The following is a 25,774-nucleotide window of genomic DNA, read 5'->3' as shown; positions in this document are numbered from 1 at the left end:
CCCCCTCTTCCTTGTTTTATTAGATGGCCTCGAGGAGAGCGGCATGAGCCAAGTGACCTTCTATCTGATGCAGGACGATGACCGGGAAGCGCTGGCCTGCCAGCTGGTGGCCGACTACTGGCGCGAAGGCCACGTCTATTGCCTGTGCCGCGACCAGGCCCAGGCCCTGCGCCTGGACGAGCGCCTCTGGCAACTGCCGGCCGACCGCTTCGTGCCCCACCAGTTGCAGGAGGAGAGCGGTCAGGCCCAGGTCGAGATCGGCCACCAGCCGCCGCGCCGCCGCTACGCCCGGCTGATTAACCTGACTGACGACACACCTTTGTTTGCAGGAGAGTTCGCTCAAGTGGTAGATTTTGTCCCCACTAACGAGAGCGACAAGCAGCAGGCCCGCGCACGCTACAAGGCTTATCGTCAGGCGGGGCATGTGCTCGAGACGCTCGAGCTCCCGTCTGCCGCCTCCTGACTGCCACCCCTTTTAGATTCTTCGGAAAACAGCGACACCATGGAAAAGACCTTCAACCACAACGCCATCGAGCAGGCGCTCTATCAGCACTGGGAGTCCCAGGGTTACTTCAAACCCCACGGCGACACCAGCAAGGAATCCTTCTGCATCATGATTCCGCCGCCGAACGTCACCGGCAGCCTGCACATGGGACACGCCTTCCAGCAGACCCTGATGGACACCCTGATCCGCTACAACCGCATGCAGGGCAAGAACACCCTGTGGCAGTCCGGTACCGACCACGCCGGTATCGCCACCCAGATGGTGGTGGAGCGCAAGATCGCCGCCGAAGAGGGCAAGAGTCGCCACGACTACGGCCGTGACGCCTTCATCGACAAGATTTGGCAGTGGAAGGAAGAGTCTGGCGGCACCATCACCCGTCAGATGCGTCGCCTCGGCGACTCCGTGGATTGGGAGCGCGAGCGTTTCACCATGGATCCGGGCCTCTCCAAGGCGGTGCAGGAAGTGTTCGTGCGCCTCTACGAAGATGGCCTGATGTACCGCGGCAAGCGCCTGGTGAACTGGGATCCCAAGCTCGGCACCGCCATCTCCGATCTGGAAGTGGAAAACAAGGAAGTGAAGGGCCACATGTGGCACCTGCGCTACCCGCTCGCCAACGGCGCCAAGACCGCCGATGGCCAGGATCACCTGATCGTCGCCACCACTCGCCCGGAAACCATGCTGGGTGACACCGCGGTCGCCGTGAACCCGGAAGACCCCCGTTACAAGGCGCTGATCGGCCAGCACATCCTGCTGCCGCTGGTGAACCGCCTGATCCCCATCGTCGCCGACGAGCACGCCGACATGGAGAAGGGCACCGGCTGCGTGAAGATCACCCCGGCCCACGACTTCAACGATAACCAGGTCGGCAAGCGCCACAGCCTGCCGATGATCAACATCTTCACCCTGGACGCCCACGTGCGTGCCACCGCCGAGGTGTTCGACAGTGAAGGCAACGTCTGTGACGCCTACGACGGCGCCCTGCCGGGCGAGTTCGCCGGCCTCGAGCGCTTCGCCGCCCGTAAGGCCATCGTGGCCAAGCTCGACGAGCTGGGCCTGCTGGCAGAAATCAAGGATCACGTGCTGCAACAGCCGTACGGTGATCGCGGTGGCGTGCCCATCGAGCCGATGCTGACCGACCAATGGTACGTGCGCGTCGCCCCCCTGGCCAAAGACGCCATCGCCGCCGTGGAAGATGGCCGCATCCAGTTCGTGCCCAAGCAATATGAGAACATGTACTTCTCCTGGATGCGCGACATTCAGGACTGGTGCGTCTCTCGCCAGCTGTGGTGGGGTCACCGCATCCCGGCCTGGTATGACGAGTCCGGCAACGTCTACGTGGGCCGCAGCGAGGACGAAGTCCGTGCCAAGCACAGCATCCCGGCGGTCACCGTGCTGCGCCAGGACGACGACGTGCTCGACACCTGGTTCAGCTCCGCCCTGTGGACCTTCTCCACCCTGGGCTGGCCTGAGAAGACCGAGGCCCTCAAGACCTTCCACCCGACCGACGTGCTGATGAGCGGCTTCGACATCATCTTCTTCTGGATCGCCCGGATGATCATGATGACCATGTACTTCATCAAGGACGACGACGGCCAGCCGCAAGTGCCGTTCAAGACCGTCTACATCACTGGCCTCATCCGCGACGAGGAAGGCCAGAAGATGTCCAAGTCCAAGGGCAACGTGCTCGATCCCCTCGACATGATCGACGGCATCTCTCTGGACGATCTGCTGGAGAAGCGCACCGGCAACATGATGCAGCCGCAGATGGCCGAGAAGATCGGCAAGCGCACCGCCAAGCAGTTCCCGGAAGGGATCGAGGCCCACGGCACCGACGCCCTGCGCTTCACCCTGGCGGCGCTGGCCTCCACCGGCCGCGACATCAACTGGGACATGAAGCGCCTGGATGGCTATCGCAACTTCTGCAACAAGCTGTGGAACGCGTCGCGCTACGTGCTGATGAACACCGAGGAGCAGGATTGCGGCCTGAATGGCGGTGAGATGCAGTTCAGCCTGGCGGATCGCTGGATCCAGTCCCAGCTGCAGCTGGCCGTGCGCGATTTCCGCACCGCACTGGATACCTACCGCTTCGACATGGCCGCCGGCGTGCTTTATGAGTTCATCTGGAACCAGTTCTGCGACTGGTACCTGGAGCTGACCAAGCCGGTGCTGTGGAACGGCTCCGAGGCCGAGCAGCGCGCCACCCGCCACACCCTGGTCAACGTGCTGGAAACCCTGCTGCGTCTGGCCCACCCGATCATCCCGTTCATCACCGAGACCATCTGGAAGTCGGTGGCCCCGCTGGCCGGCATCCAGGCCGACACCATCATGGTGCAGGCCTTCCCGGCATTCGACGCCGCCAAGGTGGACGACGCCGCCCTGGCCGACCAAGAGTGGGTGAAGGAGTTCATCGTCGGCATTCGCAACATCCGCGCCGAGATGAACGTGGCCCCGAGCGTACCGCTCGAGGTGCTGCTGGTCTGCAACGCCGTGGATGCCCAGCGCGCCGCCGACAACGAGACCTTCCTCAAGACCCTGGCCAAGCTCGCCTCGATCCGCGTGCTGGTCGATGGCGAAGCCGCCCCCCTGTCGGTCAAGAAGCTGGTGGGTGACACCGAGCTGCTGATCCCCATGGCCGGCCTCATCGACAAGGAGGCCGAACTGGCCCGCCTGGCCAAGGAGATCGCCAAGCTCTCCGGCGAGTGCGGCCGCATCGAAGGCAAGCTCGGCAACGAAGGCTTCGTCGCCAAGGCCCCCGAGGCGGTCATCGCCAAGGAGCGCGAGAAGCTCGCCGACTACCGCGGCCAGCTGGTCAAGCTGGAAGCCCAGCAGGCGGAAATCGCCGCCCTGTAAGGCTCCTGATACCAAGCCCCCTGCTCGCAGGGGGCTTTTCATTTGCGGTACAGGATCACAGTTCCATGATGGCGATCCCCCTGCCGAGGCAGGTTTTACAAGCGCAATCCCCCCAAATTCATTAGAATGCCAACGCGCTTCGATACAGGAACTGTCACACCCCTATGGAATTATTGATCCTCATCGGATTGATCCTGCTCAACGGCCTCTTCGCCATGTCGGAAATCGCCATCGTCACCGCCCGCAAGGCCCGCCTCGCCAAATTGGCAGAAGGGGGAAGCGGCGGCGCTCGCATCGCGCTGCGTCTGGCCGAGGATCCGACCAACTTCCTGTCGGCGGTGCAGATCGGCATCACCAGCATTGGTCTGCTCAACGGTATCTACGGGGAGTCTGTGCTGGCCAAGCCGCTCGCACTCTGGCTCACCGAGTTGGGCATGGGCGAGCGCGCCAGCGCCATGGTGGCCACCGTCTTCGTGGTGGTGGTGGTGACTTATCTCTCCATCGTCATCGGCGAGTTGGTGCCGAAACGGATAGGCCAGATCAGCGCCGAGCGCATCGCCTGTCTGGTCGCCCGCCCCATGCTGGGGCTGGCCATGCTGACCCGCCCCTTCGTCTGGCTGCTGTCGGCATCGACCCATGCCACCCTGAGCCTGCTGCGAGTACGCCAGGACGGTGCCAACAATGTCACCGAGGAGGAGATCCACGCCATGCTGGTGGAGGGCTCCGAGGCCGGGGTCATCGAGGATGAAGAGCATCGCATGCTGCGCAACGTGTTTCGCCTCGACCAGCGCACCCTCTCCTCCCTCATGGTGCCGCGCAGCGACATCCACTTCCTCGATCTGGAGCTGCCCGTCGAGGAGAACCTGCGTCGCATGACGGCCGACCAGCACAGCTACTATCCGGTGTGCGAGGGCTCCCTCTCCAACGTGGTGGGCATACTGCACGCCACCCGGGTGCTCGATGCCTTCGTGCAGGGCACCCCCATCGATCTGCGCGCCATGGTGCAGCAGGGCAGCCTGCTGCCCGAGACCCTGCACGGTTTCGAGCTGCTCAACCACTTCCGCGGTAATGCCGAGCCCCTGGCCCTGGTGGTCGACGAATACGGCGAGCTGCAAGGACTGGTGACCCAGCGCGATCTGCTGGAGGCTCTGGCCGGCGACTTTACCGACCGCAATGACACCGAAAACTGGGTAGTCCTCAGGGGCGACGGCAGCTTGCTGCTCGATGGCCTGATCCCGCTGCCCGAACTCAAAGACAGTCTCTCCCTCTCCCGCCTGCCGGAAGAGGAGAAACACCACTACCATACCCTTAGCGGTTTGATCATGTTTCTGCTTGGCCGAATTCCCCGGACCGGGGAGGTGCTGAATCTGGAGCAATGGCAACTGGAGATCGTCGATATGGACGGCCTGCGCATCGACAAGGTGCTGGCGACCCGACGCTCGGAACCTACGGAGCAGTCACTGCCATGATGGAGCAGTTCTCGCATCTGATTCATGCCTTCATGAATCTCGACCTGGTCGCCCTGTCCGACCCCAAGCTGGCCACCATGCTCTGCGTGGTGCTGGCCCTGTTCATGATCCTGGAGAACGGCTTTCTGCCCACCGCGTTTCTGCCCGGCGACAGCCTGCTGGTGCTGACCGGCGTGCTGATCTTCCAGGATGTGATCAGCTGGGCCGTGTTACCCATGCTGATCGCCTGCTCCTTCTTCGGCACCTGGCTCGGCTACATGCAGGGGCGCTTCTTCGGCCACACCCAGATGTACCACCGGCTGCTCTCGCACATCGACAAGCAGCACCAGGAGAAGGCCTACTATCTGCTTAACAAGTACGGCATCCTGACCCTGATCACGGCGCGCTACATCGCCTTCGTACGCACCGTCTATCCGTGCATCGTCGGTGCCGCCGAGATCCCCCAGGGGCGCTTCCTCATCATCAATCTCGTCAGCGCCATCATGTGGTGCACCCCCCTGGTCGGCTTTGGCTACTACATCAGCCACACCAAGCTGGCCGAGACCTATCAGGATCAGTTCCTCAGCTTCATCCTCTACCTGCCGCTGGCCCTGCTGGTACTGGGCCTAGGGGCCATCATCTGGCGCCAGATCCGCAAGCGCCAGAGCAAGTAATACCGGCGCCGGCACCCTTGAAAAAAAGGTGCCGGCGCTCTTGTTTTCCCCTGCTAAAAATGAGTGAATCTAGCCCCTTTTCGGTGCCACCTTCCTAGGCCATGGAGTCGTTGTTGTGTTCACTCTGCGTCTGGCGCGCCCACTCGGTGTGCTGCTCTCTGCTCTTCTACTGACCCCGACCCTGTGGGCCAAACCGGCAACGGATCCCGGCCTCAAATCCGGCAGCGCCCTGGTGATGGACGCCCGCAGCGGCGCCGTGCTCTATCAGAAGAACCCCACTCAGGCGCGCCCCATCGCCTCGCTGACCAAGCTGATGACGGCCCTGGTGGTGCTCGATGCCAAGCAGGATCTCAATCAGCTGCTGACCATAGACGAGAACGACAGAGACAGGGTCAAAAGCACCCACTCCCGGGTACGAATGGGCACCAAGGTGAGCCGCCGCGACGCCCTGCATCTGGCCCTGATGTCGTCGGAAAACCGCATGGCCTCGGCCCTGGCACGCCACTATCCGGGCGGCCGCACCGCCTTTGTGCGTGCCATGAACAACAAGGCACGCCAGCTGGGGATGTTTAACACGCATTTTTACGACTCGACCGGCCTCTCTACCCGCAACGTCGCCACCGCCCGGGACCTGGCCAAGCTGGTGACGGCGGCCTATCGCCAACCGCTGATCCGCCAGTTCACGCAGGATGAGTCTGAGGAGATGCGCTTTGCCAAGCCGGCCTACAGCCTGATGTTCAACAACACCAACCCCCTGGTGAAAAACGGTGACTGGGACGTGCGTCTCTCCAAGACCGGCTACACCAACGAGGCCGGGCGCTGCCTGGTGATGCGCGCCAAGCCCGATACGCGCGAGATCACCATAGTGCTGCTCAATGCCCAGGGGAAGCTGACTCCGGTCGGTGATGCCAACCGCATCCGCAAGTGGCTCAAGGGTCAGAGTTGATGAAATGAAAAGAGGCCCGCTAGGGCCTCTTTGCTATCTCAATCGTCGTCATCATCCCAGTGGCGGTGTTTGCGCTTCTTCTTGTGATAGTGGCGATGCTCACCGCGGTATTCATGACCGTCGCCAGTCTTGGCACCGATGGCCGCCCCGGTGGCGCCGCCGACCCCGGCCCCGATCAGCTGGCCGTTGTCACCGCCCAGGCTCTTGCCGAGGGCCGCACCACTCACGGCCCCAACCGCACCACCGATGGCCGCCTCGTTCTTGTTGCCCTTGTCGGCCCCTATGCTGCCACCGGCAGCGCCACCGAGGGCAGCGCCGATAAGAGCCCCGGTGTCCCCCCCCAGATTCTTGCCGATTACGGCCCCGGCCGCGCCACCGGCGCCACCACCGAGAATCGTCCCCAGGGTCTCGGAGGCCTGCGCCGTTCCCAACATCAGACACAGTGTCAGAGGAAGAATGCGATTCATGAGTTGTCACCTCGTTATGGGTTTTGACTCACTATGGCAAAGGGCAGAGATGGCGGTGAGATCGCCCCAGAGCGGGCGCGACAGCAGATGTCACGGCGAGGCTTAACCACATGATTTTATTGTTGTTGCCGATTAATTACCGGAGTGATGAAAGAGACAAAAACTGTCAGAGCAAGACACAAATGAGGCGTTTTTTCTTGCGCTCGACGCCCTGCATCCTTAGGCTGGTGACTGGTATTCCCCTCCAGGAGAGCCCCATGAAAGCCCTTATTGGCGCCGCCTTGCTGACCCTGCTCGCCGGCTGTAGCACCCAACCCACTCCCGAAAAACCGCTCGGCATGGCCAACCCCGCTTCCGTATATTGTGTCGAGCAGGGGGGTAAGCTCGAGCTGCGCGACGAGCCGGCCGGTGTCACCGGCTACTGCCACCTGCCCGACGGCCGAGTGGTGGAAGAGTGGACCCTCTACCACGCCGAGCAGGGTAAGTAGAGCGACGCAACGAAGCGGGGGCCCAAGGGCCCCCGCTCTGTATACAGGCAAACTCAGTCGGCCAGTGCCGCCGCCAGATCGGCGATCAGGTCGTCGGCATCCTCCACCCCGATACTCAGGCGAATGAGATCGTCGCTGACCCCGGCCGCGGCACGGCTCGCCGCGTCCATGGCGGCATGGGTGGTGCTGGCCGGGTGGCAGGCCAGGCTCTCGAGATCGCCAAGGCTCACCGCCTGGGTGAACAGGCTCAGTCGATCGAGGAAACGCGCGGCGCGGGCAAAACCGCCCTCCAGCTCTATGCTCACCATGCCGCCGAAACCCTCGGCCACCGCCCCCAGAACGTCATGGCCGGGATGGGCCTCCAGCCCCGGGTAGATGACCCGCTGCACGCTCGGGTGGGCGGCCAGGAAAGCCGCCACCTTGCCCGCGTTGTGCAGGTGAGCGTCCATGCGCAGGGGCAGGGTCTTGACCCCGCGCTGCAGCAGGTAGGCCTCCTGCGGACCTATGGGAGAGCCGATGTGCTTGAGCGCCACGGTGCGCACCCGGCTCATCAGGGTGCTCCCCCCCGCCACCACACCGGCAATGATGTCACCGTGACCGCCCAGGTACTTGGTGCCGCTGTGCATCACCAGATCCACGCCGAGCTCGAGGGGACGCAGCAGATAGGGGGTGAGGAAGGTGTTGTCGCACACCGTGATGGCGCCGACACGTTGGGCCGCCTCCACCACCAGACGCGGGTCGATCACCTTGAGGGTCGGGTTGGTCAGGGTTTCGAAGAGCACCAGCTTGGTGCCGGGTTTCAGGTTGGCGTGCAGATCCCGATCGCTCTCGTAGCCGGTCACTGTGACGCCGGCACGGGTGAAGGTTTGCTTGAGGAAGGCCTCGGTGCCGCCGTAGAGGGGACCTATGTAGGCGATCTCGTCACCCTGGCTGGTGAGGGCGTAGAGAATGGCGCTCACCGCCGCCATGCCGCTCGCCACCACCAGTGCCTCGTCCGCCCCCTCGAGGGCCGCGAGTTTTAGCTCCAGCTCGGCGGTGGTCGGGTTGGCGAAACGGCTGTAGATGAAGCCAGGGTTCTGGCCACTAAACCGGGCGCGCCCCTCTTCGGCGGTGAAGTAGCTGAAGGTGCTGCTCTGGTAGAGCGGAGTGGTCAGGGCCCCGGTCTGGGGATCGAGACGCTGTCCGCTATGCACACTCATGGTTTTGAATTTCATGGAATAACTCCAAAGCAGGCCACCTAACGGCAGCCTCGGGTTAGCGATGCCCCTGCGACAACAAACGCTGACGACCCGCGAGCGGGTCACGGCGCACGGCCGGGATCAGGAGAGCCGTTGCCTGCTCCAGACTCATGACAGGGGCACATTCTAGAATGTGCCCAATTGTATGATTCGAATTAACAATCAATAAACAACAAATAATTCTTAGTTATGTTTTTTTTTGGAATTAAATTCAAAAAATCTCGCGACCTAGCCGAGCCCATCCAGGTCGAGCCGCAGCTTCTCCCCCTCCTCTGTCAGACTGACCTGTCGCCAATCGCCGATCCGGGCCAACACCTCTCCCAGCTCCCTTGTGCCACCCACCTGGACCACGGGACAACCCGCCCGGCGTGCACTCAAGATCCCGGCAGCCGCATCTTCGAAGGCGAGGCACTCCTTCGGCGACCATCCCAGCCGCTCTGCACCCAGCAGGTATACCTGCGGATCCGGCTTGCCTCGCACCACCTGCTCGGCGCAGATCAGATGGGTCGGCAGGGGCAGACCGGCGGCCTGCAGGCGCAGGGTAGCCGGCTCGCGGCCAGCCGATGTCACCAGAGCCCACTGATGCGGCGCCAAACGTTCTAACACCTCGCGCGCCCCCGGTAGAGGGCGGCACACATGGCTGTTGGCCAGCTCCAACTCGTCGAGCCAGGCGCTCTCGCGCGCCGCATCGAGCCAGGGAAACAGGCGCTCGATAAGGTCCTCGGCACGCACCCCATGGCATGCCGCCAGCACGGGCTCGAGAGGCAGATCGTGACGCTCGCACCAGAGCCCCCATACCCTCTCGACCAACGCGGTGGAGTCCACCAGGGTCCCATCCATATCGAGCAACAGCCCTCGGGCATAGTGCGTGATCTTCATGATGTCACCTCATGGGCGCCTCGCTCGGAGGCCCGGAGTCGATGCCACAGCGACGTCTCCTCACGACGCAGCCACGCCAGTGCCGCTCGGGCATCAAGGGCATCGTGCTGGCGGGGATCGAGCCGAAAACCCTGACGCAGCAGGCTCACCAGGATGGCGCCGGCCTCGGGTTCGTCGAGAGATTGGGGAATCGTCTGCTCACCCTTGAGCAGAAACACATAGCGGGACATGAAACCTCCGATCGGGTGGAAAAGGATCTGAGGCCATTACAGCAGGGCCATTTGATAATTTATAATCAATAAAAATCCACATTCGATAACCATAAAGAATCAAATTGGAGACAGGATGCGCGTCGATCTCCGCCAGTGGCAGGCCTTTGTCACCGTCGCCGAATGCGGCAACTACCGGGAGGCCTCGAGCCGCCTGCACTGCACCCAACCGGCCTTGAGCAAGCAGATCCAGACTCTGGAGAGCCAGCTCGGCACCTCTCTACTGCACCGCGGCCGCCACGGGGCCGAGCCGACCCCCCAGGGTCAACGGTTGCTGAGGCAAGCCAAGGCCCTGCTCGCCCACGCCAGCAGTTTCGAGCAGGAGGCTCGCGCCGTCGCCGCCGGGCTGGCCGGACGGCTCAACATCGGCTTCGGTCTCTCGAGTTTCGAACTGGCGCCGGCCTGGGTCGCCGACTTCGCCGCAACCCACCCGGAGGTGCGCCTGCACCTGCAGGACCAGCCTTCTGCGATGCAGGAGGCGCAACTGCTGTCGGGTCAGTTGCAGGTGGGCTTTATGCGCCGCCCCGAGAGCGGGGCTCTGGCCTGGCAACCACTGCTCAGCGACCGCCTGGTGCTAGCGGTGCCGGAAAAGAGTTGGCAGGGGGAAGGGAGCGACGCGGTGGCACAGGCTCTGTGCCAGGCCCCGCTGCTACAGATGGTGGGACGGCGCTGCCCGGGCCTTAGCAGCCAGATCGCCCGCTTTCTCGGGGCCCGCCAGCTGGTGGGGGTGATCCAGGAGGCCGAAGATATTCAGACCCTGGTGGCCCTGGTGGCGGCCGGTCTCGGTAACGCCATTCTGCCCGCCAGCACCGCCTTCATCGCCGGGCGAGGGGTGCGTCTGTGCCCACTCGAAGGAGAGCACACCCAGTGGGAGATCGGCATCGGCTGGCACCCCGACCTCGAGGATCCCCTCACCCACCGCTTCGTCGACAGGGTTCTCGCCGGTTAGTCGCACCACTACCGTTCACTGGGAATGCCGTCCATGTCGCCATGCAGGCAAAGCCCCGAGGTTGAAGACGAACGAGTCAATAAAAAGCGCCGGGTTACCCCGGCGCCTCGCTCATAGCCCGCAACCTATTGCTGTGCCTTGATCCACTGGGCGTTCTTCTGCTCCAGCACCGACATGGGCAGCATGCCGTACTCCAGCACATGGTGGTGGAAGCCCTTGAGATCGAAGCGGCTGCCAAGCGCCTCTTCGGCGGTGGCACGCATCCGCAACAAGGTGAGCTGACCGGCCTTGTAGGAGGTGGCCTGGCCCGTGTAGGCCATGTAGCGCGGCACTTCCGAGCCGACATCCCCATCCCCCAGAGCCGAGTTCTCCTTCATGTAAGCCACCGCCCGGTCATGGCTCCAGCCGTACCAGTGCAGGCCGGTATCGACCACCAGCCGCATCGCCCTGAGCATCTCCTCGTTGAGGCGACCGAAATACTGCAACTGGTTGTTGAAGGCCTCCGATCCTTCGACCTTGGGGTCCCCCTTGGCCGGATCGTAGAGCCCTCTCCCCTGATAGAGACCCATGTCGTGATCGGCCAGGTACTCGGTGTAGAGGGCCCACCCCTCCGCATAGGCGGTGTAGTGGGAGCCGGCGATATAGGCCGGGAAGTCGGGATCCTTGGCCGCCAGCTCCTGGGCTATGGTGATCTGGAAGTGGTGTCCGGGCGCCGCCTCGTGGGCCAACAGGGTGCTGATGTTCCAGCTCTGCAGCCCAAACGGATAGAAGGTGTTGAGGAAGAACTGCCCCTTGCGCCCGGTCTGGGGATTGCCATCCTGATACCAGGCCACCCCGCCGTAGGGGGCCTCATCATAGGAGACGGGCACCACCTCGTAGTCGAGCCTGGGGATGGTCTTCTCGGCGTCGAAGAAATCAGGCAGCACCAGGGCCGCCTTCTCCTTGAAGCGGTTGTACTCGGTCAACGCCCGGTTGTGCTCGGCCAGTGCCGCCTGCTGGGCCTCGCTCAGGCTGCTACCGGGATTGCCCGGATTGACGCCCGCACTCCACACCTCATAGGGATTCTGGTAGAAGAAGCCGGGCTGGTTCAGGTAGTGGAAGAAAGCATAGATCTCGCCACTCTGCTTGGCCGCGGCCACATCATCACTGGCACACTTGCCCACCGTATGGCACACCTGCACCATGGAGCCGAAGATGCGATCCACCTCGCTCAACCCCAGCTGATGAACCTCCTCGGGGGTCATGGTGGTAGTAGTGTGTTTCTTGAGCAGCCAACGATACCAGTCGCGTCCATCCTTCATGCCGCAGAAGCCATCATCACACTCGCCGCTGCCGATGCGTACCGCATAGGCGCCCCCGTTGCGATAGTCCAGATAGTCGCGCAGGGCAACGAAGTGCTGGTTGATGCGCTCCAATACTCCCTTGTATTCATCGCGCAGAGCCGCATCGAGCTGTGCCGGCATGGCGTTCCAGCCATCATAGAGGCCGCTCAGCTGGTCCCCCTCCAGCTTGCTGGAGAGCTGTTTGACCACCCGGTCGACCAGCTCGTCCGGCAGCGTATTGCCACGGGCGCTGCCAAGCTCGAACTGATGCTTCACCTCGACCAGGTAGGTGTCATAGGCCTTGAGCCAACCCAGGTGCTCCCGATACCAGGCGGCCGGATCGCTGGTACTGCGTGCCATCGCCTGCGGGGCCGGTCTGTCATGACGCTCCAGATCCTGGCGCCAACGGGCCTCGGTCACGGCAAGTTGCGCCGGTGTGGTGTCGTCGAAGTAGTCAAAGCCGCTGGCGGTGCGGGGCGCGGCACGGCGCCCCTGCTGCGGCCCCTCTCCGACCTCCCCGGCCAGATCGGCCACCCGATTGCGGAAGTGATGGATAGGGATCTGGGACTGAGGCAGGCTTGCCCCCTCCAGTGCCAGGGAGAGATCCCAGCGGATCATGTCGTAGAAGAGGCGATCCCGCTCTGCCAGCACCGAAGCGTCGAGCCCCTTGAGCCGATCCAGCAGAGACTGATCCAGACGTTGTCTGGCCGCTATGCTCTCGCCATCGATGGCAAAGCCATAGGGATCCAGCTGCGAGGACTGAGTGACCGCGTCCTGCATCACCGAGAGGAGAGCGGCACGGGTGGCGACTGGATCGGCCTTGGGCGGCGATGAGTCGTTGCTACCGTTGCAGGCAAACAGAGGCAGGGCGATGGCGCAGGCGAGCGCCACCTTATTGAGGGTAAGGGTCATGATGTGCATCCTTGTTGCTCTTGTTATGGGGTGCCTGCAAGCGTGCCGATCATGCCTGCTAATGGATGCGGTTTTTGTGACCAGAGAGACAAAAAATAACCATATTTTTCATGGGGTTCCCCCCATGAAAACCTATTCATCAAAAGAGCAGGGGCCCGCCATAGCGAGCCCCTTGTGACACCGGATATGCAATAGTTATGCGTAAGTCATGACCCCTCATGATGCAATTGCGACTGCTGGTAATTCTCGAGGCCGAGCCGGTCGATGAGATCGAGCTGGGTCTCCAGCCAGTCCACATGCTCTTCTTCATCCTCCAGGATGTCCTGAAACAGATCCCGGCTCACATAATCCTGGATCGACTCGGCATAGAGGATGGCGGCACGCAGATCCGGAATGGCGGCGAGCTCGAGATCCAGATCGCAGCGCAGCATCTCCTCCACATGCTCGCCGATCTTCAGCTTGCCGAGATCCTGCAGATTGGGGATACCCTCGAGAAAGAGGATCCGCTTCACCAGCTCATCGGCGTGCTTCATCTCGTCGATCGACTCGTGATACTCCTTGTGGCCGAGACGCTTGAGCCCCCAGTCATCAAACATGCGGGCGTGCAGAAAATATTGGTTGATGGCAATCAGCTCGTTGCCGAGTACCTTGTTGAGATGAGCGATGATTTTGCTGTCACCTTTCATGGCATAACCTCCCTGTTGGTCCAACAAGGATAGCCAAGAAAAGCCGCGAAGCGGGTCAGGCTACTTCGTAATAGAGAGGCGCTTTATCGAGCTCTTCGGCGATGATCTCCATGGTCATGCGTACGCACTTGCCGCACTGGGCGCCCACCTCGAGATCCTGTTTCAACTGGCGGAACTCTCCCTTGCCCGACTGCACCGCTTTACGGATCTGGGAATCGGTGATCCCCCGGCACAAACAGACATACATGGCGACAACATCCTGAGAAGAAGAGTGAACTGCCGAAAAAGTTAAATGAGAACGCTTTGCAATACAAATAACGTTTAGTAATAAGTCCCTTGTCACCCCTCTTCCCCTTGGGGAGAATGCAGGCAAACGGAGGATCCCATGCTCAAGAAACTGTTTGGCGCCCTGTTTGGCGGCACTGCAACCCCTCAGCCCGAGGTTACCCCGAGCGAATACCAGGGTTATCTTATCTACCCCGAGCCCATGGCCGAAGGGGGCCAATACCGCCTGGCCGGCCGTATCACCAAGGAGATCGACGGCGAACTGAAAGAGCACCGCTTCATCCGTTCCGATCTCTTCGTCAACCCCGACGACGCCCGCGACTTCATGCTGCGCAAGGCGCACACCTTCATCGACCAGATGGGCGATAAGATGTTCGAACCACGGAGCCAGCAGTGACCCTGCGCGAGGGACTGCGGCAGGCCGGTGAACGCCGCCTCATCTGGCTCGAGGGTGAGGAGCAGGAGTGTATCGCCAAGACCCGGGAGTGGCTGGACGGCCACATCGTCTGGCTGGGTGAGGGCCCTGCCGAGCACTCGCCGCTGCCCGCCGCCAAGGCGTTGCGCTACCTGGGACGAGAGTGCGACACCCTGGTCTGCAACGCCTTCAGCGGGTTTCACCCCGATGCCTTTGGCGCCCTGAGCGGCACCCTGCGCGCCGGCGGCCTGTTACTCCTGCTCACCCCGCCCCGCGCCCGGTGGCCCATCTATGCCGACCCGGATCGGCTGCGCCTCATCGCGGATCCCGTCGATCTGCCCCGCTGTGGCCAGGGTTTCATCGAGCGCATGGTACGACTGCTCAGTCAGGACCCGGCCCTTGCCCTCGAGCTTCCCGAAGGGGTGCCCTCTTGGCAACCCCTGGGGTTAGAGCGTCCCCGCACGGCAGATCAGGAGGCAGCAATCCAGGCCATTGGCCAGGTGCTGCGCGGCCATCGCAAGCGCCCACTGGTTCTGAGTGCGGATCGCGGGCGGGGCAAGAGCAGCGCCCTCGGCATGGCGGCAGCGGCACTGCTGACCGAAGAGCCGGGGCTCAGGATCGGCATCACGGCCCCTGCTCAGGCCACCCTCTCGACCCTGTTGTTGCACGCAGGGGAAGACAAGCGTCTGCTCTTCTTCAGCCCGGACCGCCTGCTCGAGGAGCGGCCCGCTCTGGATCTCTTGCTGGTGGACGAAGCCGCCGCCATTCCCACCCCCTTGCTAGAAGGGTTGCTGGCCCACTATCACCGCATGGTCTTCGCCACCACGGAGCACGGTTACGAGGGAACGGGGCGCGGCTTTCATCTTCGCTTCAAGCGCACCCTGGACAGGCGCACCCCGGGTTGGCGAGAGCTGCACATGCAGGCGCCGATCCGCTGGAGTGACAACGACCCGCTCGAGCCTCTCGTCAACCGCCTGCTGGCCCTCTCGGCGGAGCCCCCCACGCCTCTGCTGACGGCACCACCGCGCTGGGAACCCGTGAGCGCGGCCAGTCTGACCCATGACGAAGATCGCCTCAGCGCCCTCTTCGGGTTGCTGGTGCTGGCTCACTACCAGACCAGCCCCAGCGACTTGCGCGCGCTGCTGGAATGCCCCGATCTCGACATCCACCAGCTCTGCAGCGGCGGCAGCCTGCTTGGTGTCGCCCTGGTGATGCGCGAGGGGCCCATCCCCTCTGCGCTGGCCGAGGAGATCTGGGCGGGACGCCGCCGTCCCCGCGGTCAGCTGCTGCCCCAATCCCTGCTCGCTCACTCCGGCGTTCGGCCCGCCGCCGACCGCCGCTTCGCTCGCGTCATGCGCATCGCGATCCACCCAAGTCTGCATCGCAAAGGACTGGGGGCCCAGCTGCTCACCGCGCTGGAAGATCACTATCGGGCGCAGCAGTTTGACTATCTGGGTAGCGCCTTCTCCGCTGGGGTAGAGCTGCTTCCCTTCTGGCTCAACCGTCGGCTCAGGGTCGTTCGCATCGGTTTGCAGCGCGATGCCGCCAGCGGCTGCCACTCCCTGCTGATGCTAAAGGCGCTCACCCCTGCCCTCGAGCCGGAGCTCGATGAGTGGCAACGCCGCTTTCTGCTCGGCCTGCCCAGCCTGCTGGCCGGTGAATTGCGCACCGTGTCGGCCGAATTGCTGGCCCAATGCCTTCCGGGCTCCCCCCTCACTCCTCTTCCCGGGCTCGAATCCTGGGAGTGGGAGGAGCTGGCCTGCTTTGCCCATCACCACAAGCCTTTCGAGTTGTGTCAGGGGACCCTGCAGCGTTGGCTGCTGACCCGCCACGCAGAGCTGGCCCAATGGAGCCAGCAAGAACAACGACTTATGGTTGGCGCCATATGGCAATACAAGTCATGGGAGAGCCTGGCCAGAGAACTCGGATTGAGTGGTCGAGGGGCTGTGATCACGCAGTTGAGGGAGCAAATAGGAAGCCGGATCGACCACAATCAACTCTGAATGTAGATATCTATCATATTGTTGATAAACAATTTTCCCTGATCTTTCTCACATCTTACTCACTCCCGACTGTTGCCTTTCGGCAAACGGCCGATAATCCCCAATGCGGGCTCCTATACTGGAACACAGAGAGCCTGCTGCCAGCATTGAGGCCGTTAGGGAGTGAGCATGACAGAACAGGGTAGCGGATCGCGCAGCGCGATCCTGACCGAGAGCGGAACCAACGAACTCGAGATCATCGAGTTCCATCTGCACAAACTGCTGCCGGATGGCAGCCAGAAGGTGGCCTACTACGGCATCAACGTCGCCAAGGTGCGCGAGGTGATACGGGTGCCCGATACCACCGACTACCCCAATGCCCAGCCGCACATGGTTGGGGTCTTCTCCCTGCGCGATCGCCTCATTCCTCTGGTCGATCTCGCCGGCTGGTTGCGGGTCAAGACCCGGCCTGAGCACACCGGCAAGGTGGTGATCGTCACCGACTTCAACCGCATGGCCAACGGCTTCCTGGTCGACAGTGTGAGCAGGATCCACCGGGTGTCGTGGGAAGATGTGGAGTCTCCCAGCCAGTTCCTCGAAGCCGGGGAAAACGACTGTGTGGTGGCCGTGGTGCGCCGCGATGGCAACCTCATCATGATCCTCGACTTCGAGAAGATCATCGCCACCATCAACCCCGAACTCAGCATGGAGAAGTACGACGTCACCCAGGACCGGAGGGTGGTGATCAACGATCGCATGGTGGCGCGTCGGGAGGCCAAGACCATACTGGTGGTCGACGACTCGGCCTTCATCCGCAAGCTGATCGAAAACACCCTGAGCACCGCCGGCTATCATGTCATCACCGCCAAGGACGGGGGCGACGCCCTGGAGATGTTGACCGACATTGAGAGCCACGCCAATACCGAGAATCTGCCGGTCGGCTCGTTCCTCAATGCCATAGTGTCGGATGTGGAGATGCCTCGCATGGACGGCATGCACCTGCTCAAACGGCTGCGCGACAATCCGATGTTTAAAGAGATGCCCATAGTGATGTTTTCATCCTTGATGAGCGATGACAACCGCTCCAAGGCTCTGCAACTGGGCGCGAACGATACCATCACCAAGCCCGAGTTGGGGCGCATGGTGGGGATGATCGACGGGTTGGTGGGGATATCCGAGTGAAACCCTGAACGAATTCAGGTTATTAGCGCGACGATACCATATCCAGCGTTGCATTATCAGTCTTGCCGAAAGCGTTTTTCTGGCTAGACTGTGGTAAACCGGAGGCCCTGAAAACCCCCGGTTTTTTTGTGCCTGCCGACTATCCACCAGTTGAAAGGACACCATGCCATGCGTATCGAAGAAGACCTGAAGCTCGGTTTCAAGGACGTACTGTTCCGCCCCAAGCGCTCCACGCTCAAGAGCCGCTCTCAGGTCAGTCTGACCCGCCAGTTCACCTTCAAGCACACCGGCATCCAGTGGCAGGGCGTCCCGGTCATCGCCGCCAATATGGACACGGTCGGCAGCTTCGCCATGGCGCGCACCCTGGCCGGCTTCGAGATGATGACCGCCGTGCACAAGCACTACTCCCTCGAGCAGTGGCAACAGTTCATCGCCCAGCATGACGAGTCGGTGCTACGCCACGTCATGGTCTCTACCGGCACCTCCGATACCGACTTCGACAAGACCCGCGAGATCCTGGCCCTCTCCCCCTTCCTGCGCTTCATCTGCGTCGACGTGGCCAACGGTTACTCCGAGCACTTCGTCGCCTTCGTCAGCAAGATGCGCGAAGCCTGCCCCCAACACGTCATCGTGGCTGGCAACGTGGTCACCGGCGAGATGGTCGAGGAGCTGATCCTCTCGGGCGCCGACATCATCAAGGTGGGCATAGGCCCAGGCTCGGTCTGCACCACCCGGGTCAAGACCGGGGTCGGCTATCCCCAGCTCTCCGCCATAATAGAGTGCGCCGACGCGGCCCACGGCCTCGGCGGCCAGATCATCGGCGATGGCGGTTGCACCTGTCCGGGCGATGTATCCAAAGCCTTCGGCGGCGGTGCCGACTTCGTGATGCTGGGCGGCATGCTGGCAGCCCACGAGGAGTGCGGTGGCGAACTGGTCGATGTGGATGGTGAGCCCTTCATGAAGTTCTACGGCATGAGCTCCTCGAGTGCCATGGACAGGCATTCGGGTGGCGTCGCCGAGTACCGCGCCTCCGAGGGCAAGACGGTGCTGCTGCCTTATCGCGGCCCGGTCGAGCACACGGTGCGCGACATCCTGGGTGGGGTGCGCTCCACCTGTACCTATGTGGGGGCCGCCCAGCTCAAGGAGCTGACCAAGCGCACCACCTTCATCCGGGTACGCGAGCAAGAGAACAACGTCTACGGCAAGGAGTAAGCCGGGACATAGAGTGAGCCCGACCGGCGTGCTACCCTGCACGCCGGTTTTGTATTGCGCCGGAGTCAGCATGGCTTTTAACTTCGACATCTTCTGTACCGTGGTCGACAACTTCGGCGACATCGGCGTCACCTGGCGGCTCGCACGCCAACTGCACGACGAGGGCCACGGCCCGGTGCGCCTCTGGGTCGACGATCTGGCGAGCTTCGCGCGTATCTGCCCCACTCTCGATCCCTCCCGCGAGACCCAGTGTGAGCAGGGTATCACCATCCAGCACTGGCATGCGGATGCCGACCTCGCGCCGGCGAAGGTCGTCATCGAGGCATTTGCCTGCGAGCTGCCGGCCCCCTACAAGGCGCGCATGCAGGCCATAACGCCGCCACCCGCCTGGCTCAACCTCGAATACCTCTCGGCCGAGCCTTGGGTCGAAGGGTGCCACGCCCTTCCCTCACCCCAGGGCAGGCTCAACAAGTTCTTCTTCTTCCCCGGCTTTACCGACAAGACGGGTGGCCTGCTCTGCGAGCAAAGCCTGATGGCGCGCCGCGCCGCCTGGCAGGCGGACGAGGCGGGCCTCGCCGCCTACTGGGGCGGCCTGGGTCTGCCCCCCCCGGCACCAGGCGAGCTGCGAATCAGCCTGTTTGCCTACGAAAGCGCGGCCATCCCCTCCCTGGTCGAGGCCTGGCGACGTGGAGCCTGCCCCGTGACCCTGCTGGTACCGGTCGGGCGCGCCCTGCCCCAGGTGCTCAACGCACTCGGGGTGGCGGCGGCAGTGCCGGGCGATCGCATCACAGATGGCGCCCTCACTGTGGTGGTGCTGCCGATGACAGACCAGGCCGGTTATGACCGGCTGCTCTGGTCGTGCGATCTCAACATAGTGCGCGGCGAAGACTCCTTCGTGCGCGCCCAGTGGGCGGCTCGCCCCTTCCTCTGGCACATCTATCCCCAGGAGGAGGATTACCATCTGGTCAAACTGGAGGCCTTCCTCGATCGTTACCTAGCAAGCCACCCCAAGCCCCAGGCGGAGTGGATAAAGGGCCTGATGCTGGCACTCAACCGGGGGGAATCGTGCGAAGAACTGTGGCAAACGTGGGATGACTGGCAAGCAAGCTGGCTCGAACAGGCACCGAAGTGGCCCACCGCTCTGCTCGCTGGTGGCGATCTCGTCACTCGGTTAGTGAAATTTTTGGAAACGAAGATATAATCTGGCAGTTTTTATCCGTCCGTTTCACGAACAGGAAATTTTTTACATGAAAACCGCACAGGAAATCCGCGCTGGTAACGTGGTCATGGTCGGCACCGAGCCCATGGTGGTTCAGAAGACCGAGTTCAACAAATCCGGCCGTAACGCCGCCGTGGTCAAGATGAAGCTGAAGGGTCTGCTGACCGGCAGCGCCTCCGAGCCCGTCTTCAAGGCTGACGAGAAGATGGAAGTGGTCATGCTGGAGCGCAAGGAGTGCACCTACTCCTACTTCGCCGACCCCATGTATGTCTTCATGGATACCGACTACAACCAGTACGACGTTGAGAAAGACAACCTGGGCGATGTGCTGAACTACATGGTCGACGGCATGGAAGACGTGTGCGAAGTGACCTTCTACAACGATAAGGCCATCTCTGTCGAGCTGCCGACCACCATCGTTCGCGAAGTCGAGTACACCGAGCCGGCCGCCCGTGGCGACACCTCCGGCAAGGTCACCAAGCCGGCCCGTCTGGTTGGTACTGACTTCGAGCTGTCTGTTGCCGCCTTCGTTGAGATCGGCGACAAGATCGAAATCGACACCCGCACCGGCGAGTTCAAGCGTCGCGTTTCCTGATAAACGCCTGACGTCTGTCGATAAAAGAGCGAGCCACCGGCTCGCTTTTTTATTACCCGCTTATTGGCTCGCCACCTGCTCGAGCCGTCCCTGACCGATGATCTGCTGCGTGAGACGCGGCGAGCCAGTGTAGCGAACGTCGCCGGCACCGGCGATGTTTACCTCGGCCTCGCGCGCCTGCAACCCTGCGCCCGAGACCTCGCCCACCCCGGCCAGGTTGCCCACCAGCTCGCGGTAGTGGAGCGCCCCAGTCTTCATATCACCGGCGCCGGCCAGTGAGAGCTCGAGTCGCTCCCCCTCGAAGGCCCCCAGCTCGCCCTGGGTCACCCCCGCCAGCGCCACCTCGCGCAGAGTCGGCAGGGTCAGTGTCAGCTCGAGCGGGGTATTGGGCTCAATCTTGGTGCCCCGCTTGACCCTGATCTCCAGCGCCTCCCCCTCCTGCTTGACCTCGAGATAGGGCAGCAGGTTCTCATCGCCACTGAGCTTGAGAGCACTCTCGCTACCCGGCGCCACCCGCAGCAGCCCGGGGAAGGCGGCGGTGACCCGGGAGACCGGCGCGAGCGCCATGCGCTGATCCAGCGCCCGGCCATTACCCTCCAGGTGGCCCATCTCTCCCCACTGGCAACCGCCCAATCCCAGTGCCAATAGCGCCATTGTGATGCGTCTTCTCTCCTTGTCATTGTCGTCCCTGTACAGCAAGAACAAGACCAAATTTTTTATTGATTAAAAACAGTTGGTTATAAATGGGCCATATAAATGCCACACCTATCTTGGTGTCAATCAGACCACACAATGGCAATCCTCGCCACTCGGTAGCACCATGGCTAAAGAAAGGGACGCCCAGGCCGCTATGTAAACGTTGGAGGACCCCCATGCCGCTTCTGTTCTTACTCTTGGCTCTGCTGACTGTTCCCGCCCATGGCGCCGAACAGGACTCCCCGTCTGCCGCCGCGCCCACCGAGCCGGCGGCAGCGGGTAATGCGCCCCAGGATACCAATCAGCCACCCCCTTCGGCGGATCAACTGCTGCGCCTCGACTGGCAGAACAATCCGGCCAGCAAGACCATAGAGCAGGAGCAGGTACTGTTTGCCGAGCACACCAGCGGCACCTATCTCGGACTGGTGATACTGCTGCCCGAGTGGCAGGGAACGGGGCGGCTTTGGCAACTCTCGGCAACCCTGACCTCACAAGGGTTCGACACCCTGTTGATCCTGCCCCGCTTTGCCCAGCCACAGCTCAACCCGGCCGGTGAGAAGAAGGATGCGGCACGCGACACCTTTCGCCAGGATCTTGCCGCCCGGATCAAGAGCCTGAGCGAGGCCAAACAGCAGGAGGGGGGCTTTCGCCTGATCCTGGCTCAGGGCACGGCCGCCGCCTGGGCCAGCAACCTGATCGCCAGCGAGCAACTCCCCCCCCCCGACGCCCTGGTGCTGCTCGATGCCTACTTTCCCGAGCAGGGGGCCAATACTGTGCTGGCCAAGGATGTCGCCCAGAGCCAGGCCCCGATCCTCGATCTCTATGAGGAGAGTGCGGCAGGCTGGCCGCTGGTGGCCGCCGAGGCACGTCGGGTCGAGAGCCGGCGCAGCAACAAGCTCAACTACCGACCCTACGCTCTGCTGGAGCAGGCGGAGCTACCGGCCCGGCTCCAGGGCTGGCTGCGCCATCTCGGCTGGCTCTGAGACACGCCCCTTGGCATGATGGTGCCTCACCCCAAGGAGGCACCATGCAGATCGTCTTTCTCGACCGCGACACCCTGGCACCCTCGGTGCGACTGGCTCGCCCCGCCCGGCCCCACACCTGGATAGAGTATCCCTCCACCGCCCCTCATCAGGTGGTCGAGCGACTGAGCGGCGCCACCATCGCCATCGTCAACAAGGTGCGCCTGGGCGAGCGCGAACTGGCCGAGCTGCCGTCCCTGCGACTCATCGCATTGGCCGCGACCGGTGCCGATAACCTGGATCTCGACGCCTGCCGCTCCCGTGGTATCACAGTGTGCAACGTGCGTGGCTACGCCAGCCCCTCGGTGCCCGAGCATGCCCTGGCCCTGATGCTGGCGCTGGCGCGCAACCTCAAGGGGTGGCAACGTTCTCTGGCCCAGGGGCGCTGGCAGGAGAGCGGTCGCTTCTGCTTCTTCGATCATGGCATCATGGATCTCGCCGGACGCCGGCTCGGCATCATAGGACGCGGTACCATAGGCCGGGACCTGGGGCGACGCGCCGAGGCCCTTGGCCTCGAGGTACGCTACGCAGAGAGCCTCACCGACGGTGAGCCGGCTCCCGATCGGCTGCCTCTGTTTGCCCTGCTGGCAACATCAGACATCATCAGCCTGCACTGCCCGCTCACCCCCCAGACTCGCCATCTGATCGGCGCCGCCGAACTGGCGGCCATGAAGCCGGGAGCCCTGCTCATCAACGTCGGGCGCGGGGGACTGGTCGACGAGTCGGCCCTGCTCGATGCGCTGCGAAGCGGCCATCTCGGTGGCGCCGGGTTCGACGTGGCCAGCCAGGAGCCCCCCCCGGCGGATCACCCCCTGATGCAGGCGCTGGCCCTGCCCAACTTCCTGCTGACCCCGCACGTGGCCTGGGCCAGCGAGGGATCGATGCAGCGCCTGGCGGATCAGGTGATAGAGAACATCGATGGCTTCATCGCCGGCGCCCCCCTGCGACAGCTGGTGTAAGGCACAAAAAAAGACCACCCTGAGGTGGTCTTTTTCTCGGAGAGAGTACAACTAGCGGATACCGCGAACCTCGCGGATCATCTCCCAGGCGCTCTGGATCTCCTGCGCCTTCTGCTTGGCCATCTCCATCATCTCGGGGGGGAGCCCTTTGGCGGCCAGCTTGTCCGGATGATGCTTGGCCATCTCCTTGCGGTAGGCCTTCTTGACCTCCTGATCCGAGTCCCCCTCGTTTACCCCGAGCAGCTGATAGGCATCCTTGAGACGATCCCGCGGCGGGGCCTGGCGTGCCTGCTGCCCGCTCCACCCCTGCTGCCGGCTACCAGTGCTGCCCTGGCTGCGGAAGAAGTTGCGCTGGGCTTCGGCCATGGCCAGGATCCGATCCAGCTCGAAGCGGCTAAAGCCGAGCTCCTCGGCCACGACCTCGAGGATCTGACGCTCCTCCGGGGGCACACTGCCATCGGCGAAGGCCGCCTGCAGTTGTACCTCGAGGAAGAAGCGCAATATGTCGCGCTGCCCCATACAGGCCTCACGAAACTCGGCCAGGGTGGCGCGCAGGGGGAAATCTGCCGCCTTGCCCTGGCGAAAAGAGTCTTGGGCCCGGGTGCGCAGCTCACCGGTGAGACGCATTCTGTCCATCAGATCGGAGGCGACCCGGATCTCGCTCTCGGTGACCTGACCGCTCGCCTTGGCGATGTGGCCCATGACCGAGAAGGTGGCGTGGAAGAAGACCGTCTGCTGGGCCTCGGAGGGGCGGCGACGAAAACCGGTCTGGAGCCCCATGCCGGTGTCGAAGCGATGGCCGATCCAGAGACCGATGAGCAGCCCGAACACATTGCCGAGCAGGAAACCAAAGAAGGCGCCGAGCACCTTGCCCCAGATACGCATAACGTTACCTCGTGACCCCGCGGGCCAACAGTTCACTGTCGAGTTGAGCCAGTCGCTCGGGCGTGCCGATATCGCGCCAGTCCCCCAGCAGATGGCTGCCACCGACCCGGCCCTGTGCAATCCAGTCGCGCAGCAGCGGTGCCAGCTTGCGCGGCCCCTGCGCCAGGGCATCAAACGCCGCCGGATGATAGAGACCGACGCCGCTGAACGTCAGCCCCGGCATGTCGATGATCCTGTCCCCACGCAGGGAGAAGTCGCCATGGGGATGCTGGGGCGGGTTATCGACCAGCCAGAGATGGGCGAGATCGCCCGCCAGCGACTGAGCGCTGAACAGGCGATAATCCACATCGAGCCAGGTGTCGCCGTTGACCACCAGGAAGGGATTCCCCCCCAGCAGTGGTAGCGCCTGCATTATGCCGCCGGCGGTCTCCAGTGCCGTCTCCTCCGCCGACCAGGCGATGGAGACACCCAGTCGGGTGCCATCGCCCAGCGCCTCGACCAGCTTGTGGCCGAGCCAGGCGTGGTTGATGACCAGCTCTGTGATGCCCGCCGCCTTGAGGCGCTCAATGTGGTGCACGATGAGGGGCTTGCCCCCCGCCGCCAACAGCGGCTTGGGCAGGGCATCGGTCAACGGGCGCATCCGCTCGCCGCGCCCGGCGGCCAGGATCATCGCCTTCATGGCTGCCGCTCCGACACGGCGGCCAGGGCCGGCAATACCCGCTCCTTCAGCCAGCGACCGAAGGAGGCCAGCTCGGGGTAGCGGTCGCACACCTCGACCACGTAGTCGAGGGTACGGGGTATGTCCTTGAGATAACCCGACTTGCCGTCCCTGTGGTGCAGCCGGGCGAAGATACCGGCGGCCTTGAGATGGCGCTGCATCCCGGTGAGATCGGCCTGACGGCGGAAGGTGGCGAAGTCGGTGCCGCCGAGCAGCCCCGCCTCTTCCAGCACGGCAAACCCGTGGCGCATGCCCGCCTCGATGACGGTGTCGGGCCAGCGCACGTAGCAATCCTTGAGCAGGGAGACCAGATCGTAGGTGACCGGCCCCAGCACCATGTCCTGAAAGTCGATCACGGCCAGCGCCGCGCTGGCAGGCGTGGTGCCACCACACACCATCAGATTACGGCTGTGAAAGTCCCGATGCATCACCCCCTGCACCTGGCCGAGATTATTCTCGGTGAGCAGGGTAAAGGTGTCGGCCAAGAGCCGATGCTGCGCCTCATCCAGGGTCAGCCCCAGATGGTGGCCGAGCAGCCACTCGGGCAGGATGGCGTTCTCCCGCGCCATAAAGGGGGCATCGAAGGGCTCCAAGGCCAGCTCAACCCGGGCCAGCCTGGGTAACAGATCGATGGCGAGGGCGTACCAGGCGGCCACGCTCTGCGGATCCAGTACCGACAGAAGGGAGGTATCGCCAAGATCCGTCACACAGAGAAAGCCCTGTTCGTAGTCCACGCCCCTCACCTCGGGGGCAAGCACGTCGGCCCGCAACAGGGCCGCGGCGTTACACACGAACTCACGGTTTTTTTCGGTGGCAGGCGGGGCATCAACCCAGATGAGCCCAGCCCCGCGATAGTAACGTCGGAAGCTGGCATCGCCCGAAATCAGGGTCAACTCGAGGGCAGGCTGCGCCATCAGCTGGCGGGCCCAGGCGGTAAGAAGTAAAGCGCGATCGATCATGGAAACTTGGAC

General features: G+C 63.1%; 26 protein-coding genes. 15 read left to right on the top strand and 11 right to left on the bottom strand.

Going from position 1 to position 25,774, the window contains the following annotated elements; genetic code table 11:
* The first annotated feature begins 43 nt into the window (after positions 1-43).
* The 5 genes from BN1121_RS05085 (at position 44) to pbpG (ending at position 6,423) form a co-directional block, all read left to right on the top strand.
* On the top strand, positions 44-463 hold the full coding sequence (locus BN1121_RS05085) for a DNA polymerase III subunit chi (RefSeq protein ID WP_005345895.1): 420 nt from the start codon (positions 44-46) through the stop codon (positions 461-463).
* Positions 464-502: 39 nt separating this feature from the next.
* Entirely contained in the window at positions 503-3,355 is a 2,853-nt protein-coding gene (locus BN1121_RS05080; RefSeq protein WP_005345894.1) for a valine--tRNA ligase, read from the top strand.
* 164 nt (positions 3,356-3,519) lie between these two features.
* The gene (locus BN1121_RS05075) at positions 3,520-4,824 is read left to right on the top strand and encodes a hemolysin family protein (protein WP_005345893.1); all 1,305 of its coding nucleotides are present in this window, start codon (positions 3,520-3,522) and stop codon (positions 4,822-4,824) included.
* Complete coding sequence (locus BN1121_RS05070) at positions 4,824-5,477, top strand: DedA family protein (RefSeq protein WP_043156961.1); 654 nt, start codon at positions 4,824-4,826, stop codon at positions 5,475-5,477. The genes BN1121_RS05075 and BN1121_RS05070 overlap by 1 nt, the downstream gene beginning before the upstream one ends.
* Before the next feature lie 169 nt (positions 5,478-5,646).
* Positions 5,647-6,423 (top strand): D-alanyl-D-alanine endopeptidase, encoded by a 777-nt coding sequence (gene pbpG, locus BN1121_RS05065; RefSeq protein ID WP_407921497.1) that lies wholly within the window; start codon positions 5,647-5,649, stop codon positions 6,421-6,423.
* 38 nt (positions 6,424-6,461) lie between these two features.
* On the opposite strand, the gene BN1121_RS05060 is transcribed toward pbpG, so the two are convergent.
* Complete coding sequence (locus tag BN1121_RS05060; protein WP_005345890.1) at positions 6,462-6,890, bottom strand: YMGG-like glycine zipper-containing protein; 429 nt, start codon at positions 6,888-6,890, stop codon at positions 6,462-6,464.
* 257 nt (positions 6,891-7,147) lie between these two features.
* On the opposite strand from BN1121_RS05060, the gene BN1121_RS05055 reads away from it, so the two are divergent.
* Positions 7,148-7,378 carry a putative hemolysin gene (locus tag BN1121_RS05055; protein ID WP_005345889.1) on the top strand — a complete coding sequence of 77 codons (231 nt, stop codon included), beginning with the start codon at positions 7,148-7,150 and terminating at the stop codon, positions 7,376-7,378.
* 53 nt (positions 7,379-7,431) lie between these two features.
* Here BN1121_RS05055 and BN1121_RS05050 read toward each other — a convergent pair whose 3' ends face one another.
* The 3 genes from BN1121_RS05050 to BN1121_RS05040 all read right to left on the bottom strand — a co-directional run bounded on the left by BN1121_RS05050 (position 7,432) and on the right by BN1121_RS05040 (position 9,725).
* Positions 7,432-8,592: a trans-sulfuration enzyme family protein gene (locus tag BN1121_RS05050; protein WP_005345888.1), complete on the bottom strand. Its 1,161-nt coding sequence runs from the start codon at positions 8,590-8,592 to the stop codon at positions 7,432-7,434.
* A gap of 252 nt (positions 8,593-8,844) precedes the next feature.
* Complete coding sequence (locus BN1121_RS05045; protein WP_005345887.1) at positions 8,845-9,495, bottom strand: HAD-IA family hydrolase; 651 nt, start codon at positions 9,493-9,495, stop codon at positions 8,845-8,847.
* On the bottom strand, positions 9,492-9,725 hold the full coding sequence (locus BN1121_RS05040; RefSeq protein ID WP_005345886.1) for a hypothetical protein: 234 nt from the start codon (positions 9,723-9,725) through the stop codon (positions 9,492-9,494). The genes BN1121_RS05045 and BN1121_RS05040 overlap by 4 nt, the downstream gene beginning before the upstream one ends.
* Before the next feature lie 115 nt (positions 9,726-9,840).
* Between BN1121_RS05040 and BN1121_RS05035 the strand changes: the two genes are divergently transcribed.
* Positions 9,841-10,713 (top strand): LysR family transcriptional regulator, encoded by an 873-nt coding sequence (locus tag BN1121_RS05035; protein ID WP_005345884.1) that lies wholly within the window; start codon positions 9,841-9,843, stop codon positions 10,711-10,713.
* 125 nt (positions 10,714-10,838) lie between these two features.
* Here BN1121_RS05035 and BN1121_RS05030 read toward each other — a convergent pair whose 3' ends face one another.
* The 3 genes from BN1121_RS05030 to BN1121_RS05020 form a co-directional block, all read right to left on the bottom strand.
* Complete coding sequence (locus tag BN1121_RS05030) at positions 10,839-12,956, bottom strand: DUF885 domain-containing protein (RefSeq protein ID WP_005345882.1); 2,118 nt, start codon at positions 12,954-12,956, stop codon at positions 10,839-10,841.
* 197 nt (positions 12,957-13,153) lie between these two features.
* Complete coding sequence (bfr, locus tag BN1121_RS05025) at positions 13,154-13,633, bottom strand: bacterioferritin (RefSeq protein ID WP_005345880.1); 480 nt, start codon at positions 13,631-13,633, stop codon at positions 13,154-13,156.
* Between the two features lie 55 nt (positions 13,634-13,688).
* Positions 13,689-13,880 (bottom strand): bacterioferritin-associated ferredoxin, encoded by a 192-nt coding sequence (locus BN1121_RS05020; RefSeq protein ID WP_005345878.1) that lies wholly within the window; start codon positions 13,878-13,880, stop codon positions 13,689-13,691.
* A 138-nt stretch (positions 13,881-14,018) separates the two neighbouring features.
* On the opposite strand from BN1121_RS05020, the gene BN1121_RS05015 reads away from it, so the two are divergent.
* The 6 genes from BN1121_RS05015 to efp all read left to right on the top strand — a co-directional run bounded on the left by BN1121_RS05015 (position 14,019) and on the right by efp (position 20,523).
* Entirely contained in the window at positions 14,019-14,315 is a 297-nt protein-coding gene (locus BN1121_RS05015; protein ID WP_005345875.1) for an HlyU family transcriptional regulator, read from the top strand.
* On the top strand, positions 14,312-16,336 hold the full coding sequence (locus BN1121_RS05010; RefSeq protein ID WP_005345874.1) for a tRNA(Met) cytidine acetyltransferase TmcA: 2,025 nt from the start codon (positions 14,312-14,314) through the stop codon (positions 16,334-16,336). The genes BN1121_RS05015 and BN1121_RS05010 overlap by 4 nt, the downstream gene beginning before the upstream one ends.
* 168 nt (positions 16,337-16,504) lie before the next feature.
* Entirely contained in the window at positions 16,505-17,497 is a 993-nt protein-coding gene (locus BN1121_RS05005) for a chemotaxis protein (RefSeq protein ID WP_005345872.1), read from the top strand.
* A gap of 168 nt (positions 17,498-17,665) precedes the next feature.
* Positions 17,666-18,709 (top strand): GMP reductase, encoded by a 1,044-nt coding sequence (locus BN1121_RS05000; protein WP_005345870.1) that lies wholly within the window; start codon positions 17,666-17,668, stop codon positions 18,707-18,709.
* 70 nt (positions 18,710-18,779) lie between these two features.
* A complete protein-coding gene (earP, locus tag BN1121_RS04995; RefSeq protein WP_005345867.1) occupies positions 18,780-19,910 on the top strand; it encodes an elongation factor P maturation arginine rhamnosyltransferase EarP in 1,131 nt (376 codons plus the stop codon).
* Positions 19,911-19,956: 46 nt separating this feature from the next.
* A complete protein-coding gene (gene efp, locus BN1121_RS04990; RefSeq protein WP_005345866.1) occupies positions 19,957-20,523 on the top strand; it encodes an elongation factor P in 567 nt (188 codons plus the stop codon).
* Positions 20,524-20,583: 60 nt separating this feature from the next.
* Here efp and BN1121_RS04985 read toward each other — a convergent pair whose 3' ends face one another.
* On the bottom strand, positions 20,584-21,177 hold the full coding sequence (locus BN1121_RS04985) for a GIN domain-containing protein (protein ID WP_043597410.1): 594 nt from the start codon (positions 21,175-21,177) through the stop codon (positions 20,584-20,586).
* Between the two features lie 218 nt (positions 21,178-21,395).
* Here BN1121_RS04985 and BN1121_RS04980 point away from each other — a divergent pair, with 218 nt between their 5' ends.
* The gene (locus BN1121_RS04980) at positions 21,396-22,202 is read left to right on the top strand and encodes a DUF3530 family protein (RefSeq protein WP_005345861.1); all 807 of its coding nucleotides are present in this window, start codon (positions 21,396-21,398) and stop codon (positions 22,200-22,202) included.
* A gap of 44 nt (positions 22,203-22,246) precedes the next feature.
* Positions 22,247-23,200, top strand: a complete 954-nt coding sequence (locus tag BN1121_RS04975; protein ID WP_043597408.1) for a D-2-hydroxyacid dehydrogenase — start codon at positions 22,247-22,249, stop codon at positions 23,198-23,200.
* A 51-nt stretch (positions 23,201-23,251) separates the two neighbouring features.
* Here BN1121_RS04975 and djlA read toward each other — a convergent pair whose 3' ends face one another.
* From djlA to BN1121_RS04960, 3 genes are read right to left on the bottom strand one after another with little or no spacing between them, the layout of a single operon-like run.
* Positions 23,252-24,085: a co-chaperone DjlA gene (gene djlA / locus BN1121_RS04970; RefSeq protein WP_005345858.1), complete on the bottom strand. Its 834-nt coding sequence runs from the start codon at positions 24,083-24,085 to the stop codon at positions 23,252-23,254.
* 4 nt (positions 24,086-24,089) lie between these two features.
* Positions 24,090-24,764, bottom strand: coding sequence for an N-acetylmuramate alpha-1-phosphate uridylyltransferase MurU (gene murU / locus BN1121_RS04965; protein WP_005345856.1), 675 nt, complete (start codon positions 24,762-24,764; stop codon positions 24,090-24,092).
* Entirely contained in the window at positions 24,761-25,762 is a 1,002-nt protein-coding gene (locus tag BN1121_RS04960) for an aminoglycoside phosphotransferase family protein (RefSeq protein WP_005345854.1), read from the bottom strand. The genes murU and BN1121_RS04960 overlap by 4 nt, the downstream gene beginning before the upstream one ends.
* Positions 25,763-25,774 lie beyond the last annotated feature (12 nt).

This window comes from Aeromonas diversa CDC 2478-85 (genome assembly GCF_000819805.1).
GTDB classification, from domain to species: Bacteria; Pseudomonadota; Gammaproteobacteria; order Enterobacterales; family Aeromonadaceae; genus Aeromonas; species Aeromonas diversa.
The sequence above is the reverse complement of the archived record's forward strand: the minus strand, read 5'-3'. Positions and strand labels throughout refer to the sequence as shown.

Bases quoted from the DNA above. Each gene is read 5' to 3' on its own strand.
- BN1121_RS05085 (WP_005345895.1), top strand. From the start codon at position 44: ATGAGCCAAGTGACCTTCTATCTGATGCAGGACGATGACCGGGAAGCG.
- BN1121_RS05080 (WP_005345894.1), top strand. From the start codon at position 503: ATGGAAAAGACCTTCAACCACAACGCCATCGAGCAGGCGCTCTATCAG.
- BN1121_RS05075 (WP_005345893.1), top strand. From the start codon at position 3,520: ATGGAATTATTGATCCTCATCGGATTGATCCTGCTCAACGGCCTCTTC.
- BN1121_RS05070 (WP_043156961.1), top strand. From the start codon at position 4,824: ATGGAGCAGTTCTCGCATCTGATTCATGCCTTCATGAATCTCGACCTG.
- BN1121_RS05060 (WP_005345890.1), bottom strand. From the start codon at position 6,890: ATGAATCGCATTCTTCCTCTGACACTGTGTCTGATGTTGGGAACGGCG.
- BN1121_RS05055 (WP_005345889.1), top strand. From the start codon at position 7,148: ATGAAAGCCCTTATTGGCGCCGCCTTGCTGACCCTGCTCGCCGGCTGT.
- BN1121_RS05050 (WP_005345888.1), bottom strand. From the start codon at position 8,592: ATGAAATTCAAAACCATGAGTGTGCATAGCGGACAGCGTCTCGATCCC.
- BN1121_RS05045 (WP_005345887.1), bottom strand. From the start codon at position 9,495: ATGAAGATCACGCACTATGCCCGAGGGCTGTTGCTCGATATGGATGGG.
- BN1121_RS05040 (WP_005345886.1), bottom strand. From the start codon at position 9,725: ATGTCCCGCTATGTGTTTCTGCTCAAGGGTGAGCAGACGATTCCCCAA.
- BN1121_RS05035 (WP_005345884.1), top strand. From the start codon at position 9,841: ATGCGCGTCGATCTCCGCCAGTGGCAGGCCTTTGTCACCGTCGCCGAA.
- BN1121_RS05030 (WP_005345882.1), bottom strand. From the start codon at position 12,956: ATGCACATCATGACCCTTACCCTCAATAAGGTGGCGCTCGCCTGCGCC.
- bfr (WP_005345880.1), bottom strand. From the start codon at position 13,633: ATGAAAGGTGACAGCAAAATCATCGCTCATCTCAACAAGGTACTCGGC.
- BN1121_RS05020 (WP_005345878.1), bottom strand. From the start codon at position 13,880: ATGTATGTCTGTTTGTGCCGGGGGATCACCGATTCCCAGATCCGTAAA.
- BN1121_RS05015 (WP_005345875.1), top strand. From the start codon at position 14,019: ATGCTCAAGAAACTGTTTGGCGCCCTGTTTGGCGGCACTGCAACCCCT.
- BN1121_RS05005 (WP_005345872.1), top strand. From the start codon at position 16,505: ATGACAGAACAGGGTAGCGGATCGCGCAGCGCGATCCTGACCGAGAGC.
- BN1121_RS05000 (WP_005345870.1), top strand. From the start codon at position 17,666: ATGCGTATCGAAGAAGACCTGAAGCTCGGTTTCAAGGACGTACTGTTC.
- earP (WP_005345867.1), top strand. From the start codon at position 18,780: ATGGCTTTTAACTTCGACATCTTCTGTACCGTGGTCGACAACTTCGGC.
- efp (WP_005345866.1), top strand. From the start codon at position 19,957: ATGAAAACCGCACAGGAAATCCGCGCTGGTAACGTGGTCATGGTCGGC.
- BN1121_RS04985 (WP_043597410.1), bottom strand. From the start codon at position 21,177: ATGGCGCTATTGGCACTGGGATTGGGCGGTTGCCAGTGGGGAGAGATG.
- BN1121_RS04980 (WP_005345861.1), top strand. From the start codon at position 21,396: ATGCCGCTTCTGTTCTTACTCTTGGCTCTGCTGACTGTTCCCGCCCAT.
- BN1121_RS04975 (WP_043597408.1), top strand. From the start codon at position 22,247: ATGCAGATCGTCTTTCTCGACCGCGACACCCTGGCACCCTCGGTGCGA.
- djlA (WP_005345858.1), bottom strand. From the start codon at position 24,085: ATGCGTATCTGGGGCAAGGTGCTCGGCGCCTTCTTTGGTTTCCTGCTC.
- murU (WP_005345856.1), bottom strand. From the start codon at position 24,764: ATGAAGGCGATGATCCTGGCCGCCGGGCGCGGCGAGCGGATGCGCCCG.
- BN1121_RS04960 (WP_005345854.1), bottom strand. From the start codon at position 25,762: ATGATCGATCGCGCTTTACTTCTTACCGCCTGGGCCCGCCAGCTGATG.